The organism is Geobacillus lituanicus, from assembly GCF_050994965.1.
GTDB classification, from domain to species: domain Bacteria; phylum Bacillota; class Bacilli; order Bacillales; family Anoxybacillaceae; genus Geobacillus; species Geobacillus stearothermophilus.
In genome coordinates this window covers 752744-768021 of record NZ_CP194773.1, presented here as the reverse complement: position 1 = coordinate 768021, position 15278 = coordinate 752744, and the positions used below count along the sequence as shown (strand labels likewise).

Sequence of the window (15278 nt, the reverse complement as noted above, 5' to 3'; positions counted from 1 at the left end):
TTACTTGATGAAGACATGTGAGAAGCTTTGTTATTTTTAGCGGATTTCCAAAAAAAGTCTCCCACCTCAAGAAACGTGAAGGGTGTAACCGAGTGAGTAGGTGGGAGATGAATTTCGGTTGGTGTCAGCCAAAACGCATGACAGAAGAAGGGAATATTATGCTCTTGGTGAACGGGATATTAGGGGATTGCATGAAAAAAGTCCAATGCGCTCCCTAACAACCACCGCATCACGCAACAACATCCCCTTTCACTAAACAAAAATCTGCCGAAAGGGGATGTTTCACCAATCTTGTTATGACCTTCCGCCTTTTACACCTTCACCGTCGTATCTGTATCTTTCGGTTTGGTAAATGAACGGTATGCCTCAATGACAAGGAAGATGCATAGGACAAACAAGATAAATCCGCAGACTGCAAGGAAAATGTTGCCGCCCAGGAAATTCGTTCTCATGAAAACCAACAAAGCGGAAAGCGTCACAATAAACATAAATACCATTGGGATAATCGTAAACCACGACTTCGTCCCTCTTTTCACAAGCCATACGCTGACGGCAAGCAACGCTAACGCACCAAGCATTTGATTGGCGGAACCGAACAGCGGCCATAAATCACTCCACGTTCCGGAAAGCGCCAACGCCGCTGCACCGACAACGACCACCCCTGTTGCGACATGCGGGTTGGCAAAAGCTTTCGATCTTCCTTCCGCAAGCTCCTGAACACCGTATCTGCCAAGCCGGGTCGCCGAATCGAGTGTCGTCATGAGAAATGCGGAGGCAGCCAATGCGACAAACGTCGTGCCCACTGTTTCCGGGATGCCAAAATGACTCATAAAATAACCAAGACCTGCAGAGAATGCCGGAATCGGGCCACCCAACTCAGTGAGCCGCTGCGTGAACTGCTCCGTCGTCAAATATGCCACAGAGCAGACTACAATCACCGCCAAAAACCCTTCAATCAACATTCCCCCATAAGCAATGAAGCGGCCGCTTCGTTCGTTGTCCAACTGTTTGGCTGTTGTGCCACTCGCTACAAGGGAGTGGAAGCCGGAAATCGCACCGCAAGCGATCGTAATAAAGAGAATCGGGAACAATGGACCCAACTTCTCATTGTAAAAACCGGTAAACCCGGCAAGCTGAAGTGTCGGATTCGCGAAAAGAACACCGATAAACCCGCCGAGCATCATGCCGTACAACAAATACGAATTTAAATAATCCCGCGGCTGCAACAACAGCCAAACCGGCAACACGGATGCTATATAAGAATAAGCGATCAAGAAAAACACCCAAAACGTAGCGCTCATTTTAATAGGGAAAATCATGCCGGCCCACACGCAGACAAACATGACAATGACGCCAATGACGCTCGCCAACACGAAATTAACGCGCATTTGGTTAACGAAAAAGCCGAACAACATCGCAACGAAAATAAAAAGGACAGAAGCAGTCGCCGCCTCTAGGACGTTCGCAAACGTATCGGCAACCAGCACGATAAACACACCGACAATCAAAATAATGGTCGCCGTGGAGAATGATAAAAACAATGTTTGGCCGCGCTTGCCGATATACCCTTTAATTACTGCCCCGATCGACTGCGCTTTATGGCGGATCGATGCTTGCAATGAGGCGTAGTCGTGCACCCCGCCAAAGAAAATACTTCCCAGCACAATCCATAGCACCGCCGGAATCCAACCGAATACCGCTGCAGAAATCGGACCGACAATCGGGCCGCCGCCTGCAATCGTGGAGAAATGATGACCAAGCAAAACCGGCCGGTTGGTGGAAACATAGTCCTTTCCATCCGCCATCTCCACCGCCGGCGTCGGCCGGTTTGGATCGACCCCGAGCTTCCGGTCCAGATACTTGCCATACGTAAAATAAGCAACGATAAAGGCAATGGCCGAAATCAGCAATAACGTCACCGCGCTCATAGGCTGATTTTATCCTCCCTCATTAAAGTTTCGATCGACTTAACGAACGACCTTCCTTTCGGGTGGATATGCACGGTTTTTTGATCGGGATGGAGGATGGCTACATATGTTTCAACCCACCCATGCCAGCCGAATTTTAAAAATTTTACTTTTCGAAACTTCCTCACCTCCTTCAAAACCGCTTTATCGAGCGCGCCCTCCGCAACAATAAGACCGAGCACAATCGTAGACATATGTTCCGCATCTTCTTGAATAAACCGATGTTTATGTTGATCGATGACATCTTGAAATCGTCTGACAAACTCCAGCGAGACGGGCTCATTTGCGACAGCGGCAAACACAAGCTGTTGGTTTTCTACGCCGTACACTTTAATCTTTTTCATCACCATATACCGTTCGTCTCTCCGTTTGTAATGGGCAATAAACGAAAGGGGGAAATCGCTTGGTTGTTCGTCGCGGTATACATCAAAATATAAGGTGAATTTGTTAGCCAACTCACGGGCAAAACGAGTCAACCGATCTCCCACCATCCATCTTTCCCTTCTTTAAAAATATTTGAACCCTTCCACCCGAATCGTGTTAAAAAAAGGAGAGAGGTCCATCTTTATCTGCAGATGGTTTTGTTTACACTCTAACCCTTTTTCTATAAAACACGTAATCCCCTCTTGCACAATCTTTTCGTAAAGGCTTTCATTTTCAGGCTTTCGAAATTCAATCCAAAGTTCCGATCCCGGGACACAACAATGGGCCGCTTGAAACTTTGAAATGGTCAGTACACCGCCTTTTCTCTTCAACCATTCCCTCGCCTTGTCGTCGATGGAAATGGAGTAATCCACCGCTCATCCCGCCTTATTAAGAATTGATTATTTTTTCTGTATATTCAGCACATTATATTATACATTCGTACAGTCGAAAAATATAACCTTTTTCTTCCGCTTCCGATCGAAACAATCGCGAATATGGGCCGTTTTTTGCTATTATCCCCTTATGCCACGCCTGGAGGTGAAAGACTTTCCAATCGACAATTATAAAGCCCGTTTCCCTCTCACTTGGGGGAACGGGCTTTTCCTGATTTATGATGATTTGACAAGCAACGCACAGCACTCGACATGCGCCGTATGCGGAAACATGTCCACCGGTTGGACAGTTTTCAACACATAGCCGAACGGGGCTAGCTCCGCAATATCAGCCACAAACGTCTCCGGATTGCAGGAGACATACACCACCCGATTTGGTTGCGCCCGGCCGATTTTGCGCATCACTTTTCCGCCTGCGCCAGAACGTGGAGGATCCAAAAGCAGCAGCTCCGGCCGCCCGAACTGCTCCAACACGTCATCAATCCCGCGCCGCGCATCCCGCGCCAAAAAGTACGTATTGTCAACGCCGTTGTCTTTCGCGTTTCGTTTCGCCGACTCGATCGACGTTTCCACAATTTCAATGCCCGCCAACGCCTTCACCCGCTTGGCGAACGGCAAGGAAAACGTGCCGACTCCGCAGAAGAGATCGATCATTTTCTCATGGGGCTTGGGCTCGCCCATCTCCAACGCCAGTTCAACCAATTTGGCCGCCTGCACCGGGTTCGTTTGGAAAAACGTATCAAACCAAAGACGGTAGCGGAACCCGCACAATTCATCGTAAATGAAATCCCGTCCGGCCAGCACGTGCGTTCGTTCCGCCTGGGTGCGGTCGGCCCACGCCCGATTCTCCAGCCAAAGCAAACTTTTCACGTCCGGGAGCGCCTTCGTGATCCGCTCCGTCAAATCAGCCGCCGCTTCTTTCAACTCCCCTTCCGGCGCCTCGGTCGCAAAGAGCGCCACCATCACCTCTCCTGTCGCAAACGACTCGCGCACCATGACGTGGCGAAGCAGCCCTTCATGGGTGTCTTTGTGATACCCAGGCAGCTGATGATCGCGCGCCCAACGCGCCACTTCCATAGCGGCTTTGACGATCTTCTCGCCGGCAATGAGACATGTCTCCAACGAAATCACTTGCCGGAAATTCCCTTGCTCGTGCAGTCCAAGCAGGCCCTCAGGAGAGAACGTAAACTCCATTTTATTGCGGTAATGCCACGGATGTTCCATCCCGATCGTCTCGCGCACAACGTCCGGATCAAATCCGTGCTGGGCAAGCAGCGCCTTCACCTGTTCGGTCTTATGCCGCAGCTGTCCCTCATAGCGCCAGTGCTGCCAGACACAGCCGCCGCAGCGGTCAAAGTGCGGACACGGCGGATCGAGCCGCTCTGGATGCCGCTCGATCACTTCTTCCACTCGGGCATGGGCCCTCCGGCGTTTCGGCCAATCGATCAAAACCCGCACCTTTTCACCAGGAAGCGTGGACGGAACAGTGAGTTTGAGCTTTTTTCTCCTTCCTTCTTCTTCCTGCCAAACGACCGCTTGTCCCGCTCCTTTTTTATCCAACTGATGAATGTCCGTAATGAACGATTGTTTTCCGCTGTCTGTCAATGGCTTTCCTCCTTCCGAGATGAACGATGTTGTCACCCTTTATGTATTGTACACGATCAGTGGACGAATCCAAAGAAACTTCGCGCAGGGGAAAAGATTGGGAATGAAAAGCATTGGAAGACGGAAAAACGGAATGCACCTTGATTCATTCCGGATGGGATGCGGACAAAACAACCGAATTTGGGCAGCCTCACACAGTCGTTCGCAAGATTATGGATGACGGGTGGGAGAACATTGTCAACCAAAAACTTCCCGCATATCTCGAAGGATAAACGAACCGTTTCCGCGCCGAAGCACGATGTGTTTCACGCCATCGCCGATCCAACCCGCCGCCAGATGTTGCAGCTGCTCGCGGACAACGAATTGTCGATTGCCGCGATTGCCAAATCCTTCCCGATCAGCCGCACAGCTGTCAATAAAGCAAGGTTGGTCAGCTGTCGGAAAACGGGACGCGAAACAAGGTACAGGCTGGAGCCCGAACCTCTCGTCGAACTGAAAACGTGGCTTTCCTTCTTTGAAGGGTATTGGGATGAACGGCTTGCGGCTCTCAAGCGTGTGGTGGAAGCGGATGAGGAGCCATCATAATGGCAAAATCGCATGAATTCACGGGGGTCAAGATGGTTCGAGGATGCCCATCCTAGAGAATGTCTAACGAAAGTGTTCCTTAATCCATATAGATGATGATGAAAAAAGGGTGTCCCGCTGCATCCGGGACACCGTCGACTCCAACCAATCAACCTGTTACAATGCCTTCTCTTTCTTTTCTTCCCATCTCTTATATCCATTTTCCCAGAATTCCGCATTCTTGATTCCGTATTTCGACGCGTTGAACTCCGGATCTTTCCCTTGCTTCAGCTGTTCTTCGTAATCTTTCAAGGCCATATAGGCCGGTTTAAACAACAACAAGATCGCAATCAAGTTGAGCCACACCATGATGCCAAGCCCGATGTCGCCCATCGCCCACGCCGTCGTCGCCGTTTTGACCGTTCCATAGAACGTGGCCGCCAAAAAGATGAGCTTCAAGGCAAAGAAGGCCGTTCCCCTCTTTTCACTGCGCACCAAATAGGCGAGGTTCGTCTCGGCAATATAGTAATACGCGTACATCGTTGTAAACGCGAAGAAGAACAGAGCGATCGCAATAAAGGCCGACCCGAATCCTGGAAAGAGCGTGTCCACCGCCGCCTGTGTATACCCTGCGCCCGGTTCCACCCCTTTCAAATGCTCGACAATCGTCTCTCCCGTTTTTTCATTGATCACATTGTATTGACCTGTAAACAAAATCATCAGCGCCGTCGCCGTCACGACCAAGAACACGTCCAAATAGATCGAAAATGCCTGCACAAGCCCCTGCTTCGCCGGGTGGGACACTTCCGCCGCCGCTGCCGGGTGGGCGCCCGTCCCTTGCCCCGCTTCATTCGCATAAAGGCCGCGTTTGACCCCCCACATCACCGCCGAACCAAGAATGCCGCCAAACACTTGATCAGCGCCAAACGCGCTTTTGAAAATCAAACCAAACACATCCGGGACTTTCTCAATATTCACCGCAATAATGGCAATCGCGACCAACAAATAGCCAACTGCCATAAACGGCACGACAATTTCCGCCGTTTTCGCGATCCGCTTCACTCCGCCAAAAATCGTAAAGCCAAGAACAGCGATCACGAAAATTCCCGTCACCAATTTCGGAATGCCAAACGCATTCGAAAAGCTGTCGGCAATCGAGTTCGCTTGAATTCCCGGCATCAGCACCGCCATCGAGAGAATGATCGCCGCGGCGATCACCACCGCAAACCATTTCCAGCCAAGGCCTTTTTCAATGTAGAACGCCGGACCGCCGCGGTATTGTCCGTCTTGTTCCTCTTTATAAATTTGCGCCAGCGTCGACTCGACATACGCCGTCGCCGCTCCGATAAAGGTGATCACCCACATCCAAAAGACCGCGCCCGGCCCCCCGTACGCAATCCCCGTCGCCGTCCCGGCCACGTTCCCGACGCCGATGCGTCCGGACAACGACATCGTCAACGCCTGGAAAGAAGACACCCCGGCCTCAGAGCTTTTCCCCGTCGTCACAAGCCGGACCATCTCTTTCACATGGCGGATTTGCAGGAAACGGGTGCGAATGCTAAAATACAAACCGCAAAAAACAATGAATGCAATCAAAAAAGGGCTCCATAGCCACCCGTTCACCGTTTCTACAAGCTTTTCAATCAACCCAATCCCTCCTATGCCAGCTAATTACTTTTGTTGTATAACACATAACCAAATAATATTATAAAATATTACACATTTCGGCTTCAATAATTTTTTCATATATCATTCTTTTCTGCATTTTCTTTATATTTCCTGCACTTGTCCTCGTGTAGAAAAATGAACGACTTTCTTCGCTTTTTTTTAAAATAACTTTGAATCCCAAAAATGATAGATGAGGCAAGACGGAGAAATCCGCCCCGCATGATCCCCTAATGCCAGTCCTTGAGGCCTTGAGCGTGAGCCCCATCTCCCCCAATGATCCCCATCTGAATCGCCGCAAACGCAAAGCCGAACACACAGAACAGCGTGTTCGTCTTTGACTGTTGTTACATATAGCCGATGAGAAACACGACAAAACCCGCTAATCCGACCGATGCTATGAGGAGGCCAAAGGCGATCCGTTTCGCGGCTTTGTTCTTTTGGACAACACCATACACGAACAACACGATCGACATGATCAACAAAAGCAAAATGAGAGACGAAATGCTCACGTTCAGCGCTCCTTATCGTGCACTGCCCCTAGAAGGCCGGTGAAAAAGTACACTCTGAGGCAGGGATTTAGGGGGCTTATGTCGAAAAAGGAAGAAAAATCGTTGGAATGGAGCGTGAGCGGATCATGAAAGCCCCCAAAAACCCTTCGACTCAGCCTCGTCTGTTTCAAGTCATCGACATGGAAGAACTGGTTCCTCCACATCATATCTTGCGCCAAATCAACGAAGCGGTTGACGTTTCCGTCATTCACGATTGGGTGGCTCCCCTGTACACGGAAAAAAACGGGTCGCCCGGCGGCGGATCCGGAACGGTTGCTTCGCCTGATGCTGCTCTCGTATTTGTTCGACCACTCTGAGCGGGAGTTGTATGAGATCCTCCCCATGCATGCCGGATACTTGTGGTTTTGCGGTCTCGACTTTGAATCCGTGCTCCATCCGGATCCTCATCACCCCACACTGCCGGATCGAACGACGCTCGTCAAAACACGGAAACGCTGGCGCCAACATGGAATCTTTGACCGGCTGATGACCTATGTGGTGGATCCATGCATCGCGGCGGGGTTGGTCTCGCCGGATGTCCATGCGGCGGCTGACGGCACCCAAGTGCAGGCGAATGCCTCGATCCACAGCTTGCGGGAGGTCAAGCTCGCTCCGGTGGAGACGTTGGAAGACTATCTGGCCCGCACTGCTCGGGAAGATGAACAGACCGAGGCCCGGGATCCGGATGACGACCCACCCTCTCCGTCTCCAAAATCAGGGGAACGCGTCCATGCCGAAGAACGGGGAAACTCCGTGGAGCCACGTTTTCCAACCGGACCCATCGAAGCGTGACGGATCCGGATGCCCGGTTGTACAAGAAAGGCAAAGGGCAGGAAGCGTATCCTCGGTATTGGGTGCACGACGTCATCGATGTCCAGTCGCGCGTGATTTTATCCAGACGGGCCAGCCTCGCCACTGGAACAGCGGAACGGGAGACGAGTTTGGAGCAGCTGGCTTCGATTCAGTTTCGCCACCCGTCGATTACGATTCGGACCTTGTCTGCGGACAAAGCGTATGGCACCACCGAGTATCTGGAAGCGCTCTTCGTTCAAGGCATCACACCGCTCGTGCCGTTGCGCCGCAAGGAGATGAATCATTTTGATTCTCGTTTTTGGCTTGATCCACTGCTGATGACGTCGCACATCCCCCAAGAGCAAAAACACTGATGCATAAAAGCTTCCATAATTTTCACATGAATGCTGGTTTCATTTGCACACCCTTCCCCCTATTCATTTGAAACATCGATGAATTCCTGCCCCTCGTTCATCTAAAAGAGCGCATCCCTCCCTTGTTCCTCAAAAGCGATGCATGTTCTCCACTTTGAGGATTTGTTCTTGATTAGCAGTATAAGGTCCACGTTTCACGGATTCAACACATCCGTCATATTTTATTACATAATTTTGTTATATTTATTATCAATCACTGCAGATGAACATTTTTGATTACAATAATTTACATGTTCTAAGAGACAAACAGGGTACCCCTTAGGCGACATGGAGCTGTTTTTTGATCACATCAATCGGAATATCTTGCTTCGCGGCGTCATAAATGAACTCTACGACGCTGTGGCCTTTCCGTGATCGAAGAAGCTCCAGTCCAACGGAAAGGTTTTGTTGGGATTCGGCGATGCTGTACACGCAGGCCAAGAGCACCACCGCCCAATACCGTTTCACCGCCCGAATGTGGCGAACGCGGTATCCATCCAGCTTCAGTTGATCTTTCGCCTGCCGGAAAAAGCATTCGATTGTCCAACGCTGGGCATAGTAACGCAAGATGTCTTCGTCCCCGAGCTCCCGGTCGGTGCTCAAGACGCAATGGAGATGTTCCGGTGTCATCGGCTGATCCGCCTTCCAAGCCAGCAGCACCACCGCGTCATCAAGGCCATGGATCGCCCCCTCATCGCGATACACGCGGTAACGCTCCTGACCCACCGTAACGAGGCGGGTGTCTTTGGACTCGATATAGCGGGCAAACTGCTTGGCTTAGACCGCGACGCCTTTCGGGTAGAGAATCCGGTTCGTCTTGAGCATCGCGATGACATGGAATCCCTTGCTCAAGCAGGTTTCGATGAGCGTTTGGGACGGGTACCACGAATCCATGAGCACATACACCGGCTGAGTCAGCTTCACCTTGATCGAGGAAAGCAGCTCCATCGCCAGGTCGATTTTGCTTCTTCCGGCCTTCTTGTCATACAAGCGGAACGCGAACGGAAACGCCTGCGTGAAGGTGTGTACCATCAGCCAAACGAGCGAATGCCCCAGACCGATTGATGATCCTTGTGCGAGTAGTGCCAGTCGCACCCTTGCATGGCGTGCGTTGCCCGTGACGAAGGCTTTGTTTTTTGGCAAATCGTATCATCGATCGAAATGAAAAGGGGCTGATTCTTCCGTTTGGTTAGGCGTTCGACCCGGCAAAGGATCCACTCTTGAAGCTTCTCAAGCAGTCTTTCCTCGTTCCAAGGGCTTTTCGTGAAAAAGTGGCTCAACGTGGTTCAATGATTCGGACGAAAACTCCAGTGATGGACATCGGTCAACGTTTCCGAAAATCCCTTGGTGGTCAAGGCATCGACAATGTGAACGAGATGCTTCAAGACCGGTTTGGAAAGTTGCAGCGTCAACCCCAAGGTGAAGAAAAACTTGTCGATTCCTTGGTGATGGGCTAATCGATTCATGAGACATGAACCTCCTTGTGGGTAGTTGGTAGCACATCTATTCTAACCAAGGAGTCTGGTTCATGTCTCCTTTTTTGTTTGATTGTCAATTTATGTTAGCGAATTTGCTCATCTACAGATGTCATTCGTGTCGTCATGGCCGTTTGCCCAATTCGACTGCAAACAACAAGGCCGGATCCAACGGCCCGTTGTCTTATCTCAACCGAATTTTCGCCACGCACTCCACATGCGCCGTGTGCGGAAACATGTCCACTGGCTGGACTTCGATCGTTTCGTAGCCGCCGTCTTCTAGGATGCGCAAGTCGCGGGCGAGCGTCGCCGGGTTGCACGAGACGTAGACGACGCGGGGCGGTTTCATGGCGATGATCGTCTCAAGCAGCGAGGCGTCACAGCCTTTGCGCGGCGGGTCAACGACCAAGCAGTCGGCGCGGATGCCTTCTTCGTACCAGCGCGGGATGACGTCTTCGGCGGCGCCGACTTCGAAGGTGACGTTTTGGATGCCATTCAGCTCGGCGTTGCGCTTGGCGTCTTCGATCGCTTCGGGGACGATTTCGACGCCGTAGACGTGTTTCGCTTTACGCGCCAAAAAGAGCGAGATCGTGCCGATGCCGCAGTAGGCGTCGATCACCGTCTCCCGCCCGGTCAGCTCCGCGTATTCGAGCGCTTTGTCATACAGCACTTTCGTCTGTTCGGGGTTGACTTGGTAAAACGAGCGGGCCGAGATGGCGAATTGAATGCCGCCGATGCGGTCGGTGATGAACTCGCTTCCCCATAACACCCGCGTTTTGGCGCCGAAAATGACGTTCGTCCGCTCGGGGTTGACGTTTTGCACGATCGATTTCACGCCCGGAATGGCGCGGACGATGTCACGGACAATGTCCTGTTCGTGAGGCAGATGGTCCGTGCGGGTGACGAGCACGACCATCACCTCGCCAGTTGACGCGCCGTAGCGGGCGACAATATGGCGAAGAACGCCCTTGTGCGTAGCTTCGTCGTATGGGGGAATACCATAGCGCTCGGCGATGCGCTTCACGGCCTGGACGACGACATCGTTCGCCTCTTGCTGGATGAGGCAGGCGTCCATATCGATGATTTCATGCGTCCGCTCCTTGTAAAAGCCCGCCACCAAGCCCCCTTCGCGCTCGCCGACCGGCACTTGCGCCTTGTTTCGATACCGCCATGGGTTCTTCATCCCGATGACGGGATGGACGGTGACGCCTTCTAGCTTGCCGATGCGGGCGAGCACTTCTTTCACCTGCTTTTCCTTCGCTTTCAGCTGGCCTTCGTAGCTGAGGTGTTGCAGCTGGCAGCCGCCGCATTGGCGATAGACGGGGCACGGCGGCGCAACGCGGTCGGGGCTTGGTTCGTACAGCTCCACGAGGCGGCCGTACCCATACCCTTTTTTCACTTTGATCGCTTTCACCTTCGCCCGCTCGCCGGGAAGCGCGTGTTTCACAAACAACGGAAAACCGTCGACTTTCGCCACCCCGAGCCCGTCGTGGGTCAAATCGGTGAATGTGACGTCATAATACTCGTTTTTGGCGACTGGTGCTTGCTGCTTGGTCATGTCCGTCTCCTTTCTGCCGATCAGTTTATACCGTTAGCGTTCCCTTATTGGCTTAGAGGCATAAGAAAAGAACAGGCTCATCGTCCTGTTCTCACTTGTTCTGCCTTGTCTTTCGGCATGATGACTTCCAAATGGCGGTACAAATTGACAAATTCCCCTGGAAGCATGCCGCCGAATTCGCCGTCTAAGTTTAGCTGCATCGGCGAGTGCACTTTCACCCGGTTCGCTTTCGTGTAAATGATATGCGGGTCGTTGATGTGCTCGCCGCGCGCGGCGAGCGTGACAAGGCGAATGAATTCGGCCAAGTTCGTTTTTTTGACGATGATGAAATCGAACAAGCCGTCATTCAATGATGAATCGGGTGCCAGTTTTTCAAAACCGCCGACCGAGTTCGTGAGCGAAACCAAAAACATCATAATCTCGCCTTCAAACAGTTTGCCGTCGTACTCGATTTGCGCTTCGGTCGCCTTGATGGACGGAAGCATCTCGATCCCTTTTAAGTAATAGGCCAGCTGGCCAAGCATCGTTTTCAGCTTGCTTGGCACTTCGTAGGTGAGCTCCGTCAGGCGGCCGCCGCCGGCGATGTTGATGAAATAGCGTGTTTTGTCTTCGTTCGTCACACAGCCGATGTCAATGGGTACGGGCTCGCCCGTGGCGATCACGTCGCACGCCCCTTCGATCGAACGCGGCACGCCGATGGCGCGGGCGAAATCGTTCGTCGTCCCGACAGGAATGACGCCCAGTTTCGGCCGATACGGCTGATCGGCGATGCCGTTGACGACTTCGTTGATCGTTCCGTCGCCCCCTGCGGCGACAACGAGATCAAATTCCCGCAGGACGGCCTGGCGCGCTGCTTCCGTCGCATCCCCCGGCCCTTCGGTGGCGTGGCACGACGTTTCATAGCCCGCCTTTTCCAACCACGCGAGCACATCAGGCAAATGGCGCTTAAACAACTCGCGACCCGATGTCGGGTTATAAATAATTCGAGCTCGTTTCATTATTCTCAACCTACTTCCTTTTTTCCATTCCACCCGTTCCCATCATAACGAAACAACGCTTCATGCGCAACTCCGACGAATGTCGTGAACAAGGCGGCGAGAAACAGCGCCCTCGGGTTCAAGCGAAGGGCGCTGTGGGAGGATAGGCATCATTCTGTTGTCTTCGCCTCTTGGGACGATGCTGGCGCACCGAGCGGCTGGGCATGGGCGGGTGCGCCCCCTTGGGCGATGTTCTCAAGCAACTGCTTCACATCGATGCCGGTTGACGCTTTCAACGTCTCCTGCAAGCTCGCCATTAAGTTCGTCGCATAGCCCGTGACGCGGTTGGCGCCGCCTCCCGCTCCTGAGCCGGTGTCGACGATCGTCAGCTTCTCGATGTTCGCAAGCGGGCTCGCCACTTGTTTCGCATACTCCGGAAGCATCTTGATGATCATGTCGAGCACCGCAGCCTGGCCGTAGCGCTCGAACGCTTCGGCGATCTTTTGTTTCGCTTCCGCTTCGGCGAGGCCTTTCAGTCGGATGATTTCCGCTTCCGCTTCCCCTTTCGCTTTCTCCGCCTCGGCTTTTGCCAACCCGTCGAGTCGGACGCGCTCCGCTTCCGCTTTCGCCAGCGTTTCGACGCGGTACTTTTGCGCATCGGCTTCGGCGATTTGTTTCGCCTTTTCCGCCGCCGCTTTTTGTTCGATCGCATAGCGCTCGGCATCGGCTTTTTTCTTCACTTCCGAGTCGTATTGGCGCTCGCGGCGCAAAATTTCTTTTTCTTCGAGCTCGATTTGTTTTTGCCGCTCGATGATTTTAATTTGCATTTGTTGCGCCATGACTTCCTGCTTCGCCTTCGCTTCTTCGAGGTGGTACGCCTGATCGGCGCGCGCTTTGGCGATGTCTTGTTCGCGGCGGAACTCAGCGAGCTTCAACTGGTTGATTTTCTCCGCCTCCGCGATTTCCGTCAGCCGCTCGAGCTCGGCTTTGCGCGCTTCCTTGTCCGCTTCGGCGCGCTTGATGCGCGTCTCTTTTTCCGCCTCGGCTGTTGCGATGTCGGCGTCGCGCTTCACTTGGGCGATGCGCGGTTTCCCGAGTGCATCAAGGTAGCCGTTTTTGTCGCGCACGTCTTTGATCGTGAACGAGACGATGACGAGCCCCATTTTCGCCAAATCTTGCGAGGCGACACGCTGCACTTCTTGCGAAAACTTGTCGCGGTTTTTATAAATTTCTTCAACCGTCATCGACCCGAGAATGGAGCGAAGATGGCCTTCAAGCACTTCACGCGCTTCGTTTTCCATGTCTTGACGCGTTTTGCCTAAAAACTGCTCGGCCGCGGTCGCGATTTCGCCGATTGAGCTGCCGACTTTAATAATGGCCACCCCGTCCGCCATCACGGGCACGCCTTGTTCGGTGTACACCTCGGGCGTTTGCACGTCAAGCTTGATCGACAATAGGCTCAGCGGCTCAGCCTGTTGGAAAATCGGCACGACGAACGTGCCGCCGCCGCGGACGATTTTGATTTTGTTTCCCGATTCATCGACATGAACGTTTTTGCTTCCTAAATAGCTGCCAGTGACAATAAGCGCCTCATCCGGCCCGACCGTGCGGTAGCGGGCGATGAAAATGGCAATGAGTCCGACAAGAAGCAGGACGACGACACCAATGACAATCAACCATGGCGCAACCATTGACAGGTCCCCTTTCTTTGTTTTAGATGGAAAGGTGATACGGATCGTGCCTCGCCACCACAGCGACGCCGTTTTCCATTTGTACGATGATGACCTCTTCCCCTGACGGAATGGCCTCATTATTTGCGCTTTTCGCCGCTTTGGCCACCGCGCCGCTTTTGCGGGAGATGAGAATTTCACCAAACCCGTCAGGCGGCACCGAGACGATCACTTTAGCAAGCGCCCCCTCCAAATCGGCGTCCGTATACCCAAGCGACGCCTCAGCCGAACGGAGCGGCAAAAAAACGAAAAAGTGCAACAGCAACACAGCAACAAGCGCCACGCCGATGGCAAGCCACAGAACCATGCTCGATGCCCAGTCTGTGTACCATTCCGCCAGCAATCCGACCGCGCTGCCAACAATGAAAAACGATAAAACTAGCTGCGGACTGAACAGCGGATGATCAGCCACATCGAACAAACCGTCAAGCACATCGCTGAAGAAAAAATACAAAACCGTCAACAACGCACTGACGACAAGCACCCATCCGTACACAACTTCAGGCGAATGGCTGAACAACTCCCCTCCCTCCTTTCCCCTTTGCTTATACATACGGCGAGGGCAGCCGTTGGTTTCATCATTTTTCCAATGTCATTCACCGTTTCGTTTCCGTTTTTGACCGTTCTCGATTTCCGTTTTTTGACGGTGGAATTGTCCAAACTCCCGTGGCGCGAGTACATCCGCCATGACAACCCGGTCGCCGCCGCCCTGTTAAGCAAAATGGGGTATAATGAAGATGAGAAGGTGGAAGTGAAAAAGGAATTTTTGCGCATGCTCACCCGCCTCGAGCTCGATGAGGCGAAACAGCGTCTGTTGTTCGGCTTTTTCGAAACGTATTTGCGGTTATCGGAGGAAGAAGAAGTCCGACTGCGAGATGAGGTGAAGACCATGGAGGAGAAGGAGGCTGCCAAAGTCATGGAACTTATCGTGTCATACGAACAGAAAGGCATGGAAAAAGGAATGGAAAAAGGAATAGAGAAAGGAATGGAGAAAGCAAAGTTGGATGTTGCGAAACGAATGTTGGCAAAAGGATTTGATGCTGACACGATCCATGAACTGACCGGACTGCCGCTGGAAACGATTGAACAATTGAAGCCATGAGAAGGCAAACCCCTTCTCCCTGAATCATTCGAATGGCCGCCCCCACTCCTTCGAACTTTGA

At 52.5% G+C, this 15278-nt stretch carries 11 protein-coding genes and 4 pseudogenes; 4 read left to right on the top strand and 11 right to left on the bottom strand.

Annotated elements, in window-relative coordinates; all coding sequences use genetic code 11:
• Positions 1-311: 311 nt before the first annotated feature.
• From ACR1UW_RS03805 to rlmD (ACR1UW_RS03790), 4 genes are all read right to left on the bottom strand, one after another.
• Positions 312-1928 (bottom strand): carbon starvation CstA family protein, encoded by a 1617-nt coding sequence (locus ACR1UW_RS03805; RefSeq protein WP_498934604.1) that lies wholly within the window; start codon positions 1926-1928, stop codon positions 312-314.
• Complete coding sequence (locus ACR1UW_RS03800) at positions 1925-2458, bottom strand: DUF8052 family protein (protein ID WP_063166828.1); 534 nt, start codon at positions 2456-2458, stop codon at positions 1925-1927. The genes ACR1UW_RS03805 and ACR1UW_RS03800 overlap by 4 nt, the downstream gene beginning before the upstream one ends.
• A gap of 15 nt (positions 2459-2473) precedes the next feature.
• On the bottom strand, positions 2474-2764 hold the full coding sequence (locus ACR1UW_RS03795; RefSeq protein ID WP_498934602.1) for a CC/Se motif family (seleno)protein: 291 nt from the start codon (positions 2762-2764) through the stop codon (positions 2474-2476).
• A 237-nt stretch (positions 2765-3001) separates the two neighbouring features.
• A complete protein-coding gene (gene rlmD / locus ACR1UW_RS03790; protein ID WP_498934601.1) occupies positions 3002-4390 on the bottom strand; it encodes a 23S rRNA (uracil(1939)-C(5))-methyltransferase RlmD in 1389 nt (462 codons plus the stop codon).
• A gap of 107 nt (positions 4391-4497) precedes the next feature.
• On the opposite strand from rlmD (ACR1UW_RS03790), the pseudogene ACR1UW_RS03785 reads away from it, so the two are divergent.
• Both ACR1UW_RS03785 and ACR1UW_RS03780 read left to right on the top strand, forming a co-directional pair.
• Positions 4498-4662 (top strand): annotated as a pseudogene (locus tag ACR1UW_RS03785) (SRPBCC domain-containing protein); the annotation flags it as partial.
• Positions 4625-4975 carry an ArsR/SmtB family transcription factor gene (locus ACR1UW_RS03780; RefSeq protein WP_498934599.1) on the top strand — a complete coding sequence of 117 codons (351 nt, stop codon included), beginning with the start codon at positions 4625-4627 and terminating at the stop codon, positions 4973-4975. The pseudogene ACR1UW_RS03785 and the gene ACR1UW_RS03780, both read left to right, overlap by 38 nt.
• Positions 4976-5131: 156 nt before the next feature.
• Here ACR1UW_RS03780 and ACR1UW_RS03775 read toward each other — a convergent pair whose 3' ends face one another.
• A complete protein-coding gene (locus ACR1UW_RS03775; RefSeq protein ID WP_498934597.1) occupies positions 5132-6601 on the bottom strand; it encodes an alanine/glycine:cation symporter family protein in 1470 nt (489 codons plus the stop codon).
• 365 nt (positions 6602-6966) lie between these two features.
• Positions 6967-7131 (bottom strand): hypothetical protein, encoded by a 165-nt coding sequence (locus tag ACR1UW_RS03770; protein ID WP_498934596.1) that lies wholly within the window; start codon positions 7129-7131, stop codon positions 6967-6969.
• A 107-nt stretch (positions 7132-7238) separates the two neighbouring features.
• Between ACR1UW_RS03770 and ACR1UW_RS03765 the strand changes: the two are divergent.
• A pseudogene (locus tag ACR1UW_RS03765) lies at positions 7239-8261 on the top strand (transposase); the annotation flags it as partial.
• A gap of 393 nt (positions 8262-8654) precedes the next feature.
• On the opposite strand, the pseudogene ACR1UW_RS03760 reads toward ACR1UW_RS03765, so the two are convergent.
• The 5 genes and pseudogenes from ACR1UW_RS03760 to ACR1UW_RS03740 all read right to left on the bottom strand — a co-directional run bounded on the left by ACR1UW_RS03760 (position 8655) and on the right by ACR1UW_RS03740 (position 14635).
• Positions 8655-9841: pseudogene (locus tag ACR1UW_RS03760) on the bottom strand (IS701 family transposase).
• 193 nt (positions 9842-10034) lie between these two features.
• Entirely contained in the window at positions 10035-11408 is a 1374-nt protein-coding gene (gene rlmD, locus ACR1UW_RS03755) for a 23S rRNA (uracil(1939)-C(5))-methyltransferase RlmD (protein ID WP_498934594.1), read from the bottom strand.
• A 77-nt stretch (positions 11409-11485) separates the two neighbouring features.
• The gene (locus ACR1UW_RS03750; RefSeq protein WP_061580528.1) at positions 11486-12406 is read right to left on the bottom strand and encodes a diacylglycerol kinase; all 921 of its coding nucleotides are present in this window, start codon (positions 12404-12406) and stop codon (positions 11486-11488) included.
• Positions 12407-12555: 149 nt separating this feature from the next.
• Positions 12556-14076, bottom strand: coding sequence for a flotillin lipid rafts scaffold protein FloT (gene floT, locus ACR1UW_RS03745; protein ID WP_429879228.1), 1521 nt, complete (start codon positions 14074-14076; stop codon positions 12556-12558).
• Positions 14077-14098: 22 nt separating this feature from the next.
• Entirely contained in the window at positions 14099-14635 is a 537-nt protein-coding gene (locus ACR1UW_RS03740) for an NfeD family membrane protein (RefSeq protein ID WP_498934592.1), read from the bottom strand.
• A gap of 66 nt (positions 14636-14701) precedes the next feature.
• Here ACR1UW_RS03740 and ACR1UW_RS03735 point away from each other — a divergent pair.
• Positions 14702-15217 (top strand): annotated as a pseudogene (locus tag ACR1UW_RS03735) (Rpn/YhgA-type helix-turn-helix domain-containing protein); the annotation flags it as partial.
• Positions 15218-15278 lie beyond the last annotated feature (61 nt).

Excerpts from the sequence above, each read along its gene's own strand:
- ACR1UW_RS03805 (WP_498934604.1), bottom strand. The coding sequence starts at position 1,928 with ATGAGCGCGGTGACGTTATTGCTGATTTCGGCCATTGCCTTTATCGTT.
- ACR1UW_RS03800 (WP_063166828.1), bottom strand. The coding sequence starts at position 2,458 with ATGGTGGGAGATCGGTTGACTCGTTTTGCCCGTGAGTTGGCTAACAAA.
- rlmD (WP_498934594.1), bottom strand. The coding sequence starts at position 11,408 with ATGACCAAGCAGCAAGCACCAGTCGCCAAAAACGAGTATTATGACGTC.
- ACR1UW_RS03750 (WP_061580528.1), bottom strand. The coding sequence starts at position 12,406 with ATGAAACGAGCTCGAATTATTTATAACCCGACATCGGGTCGCGAGTTG.
- floT (WP_429879228.1), bottom strand. The coding sequence starts at position 14,076 with ATGGTTGCGCCATGGTTGATTGTCATTGGTGTCGTCGTCCTGCTTCTT.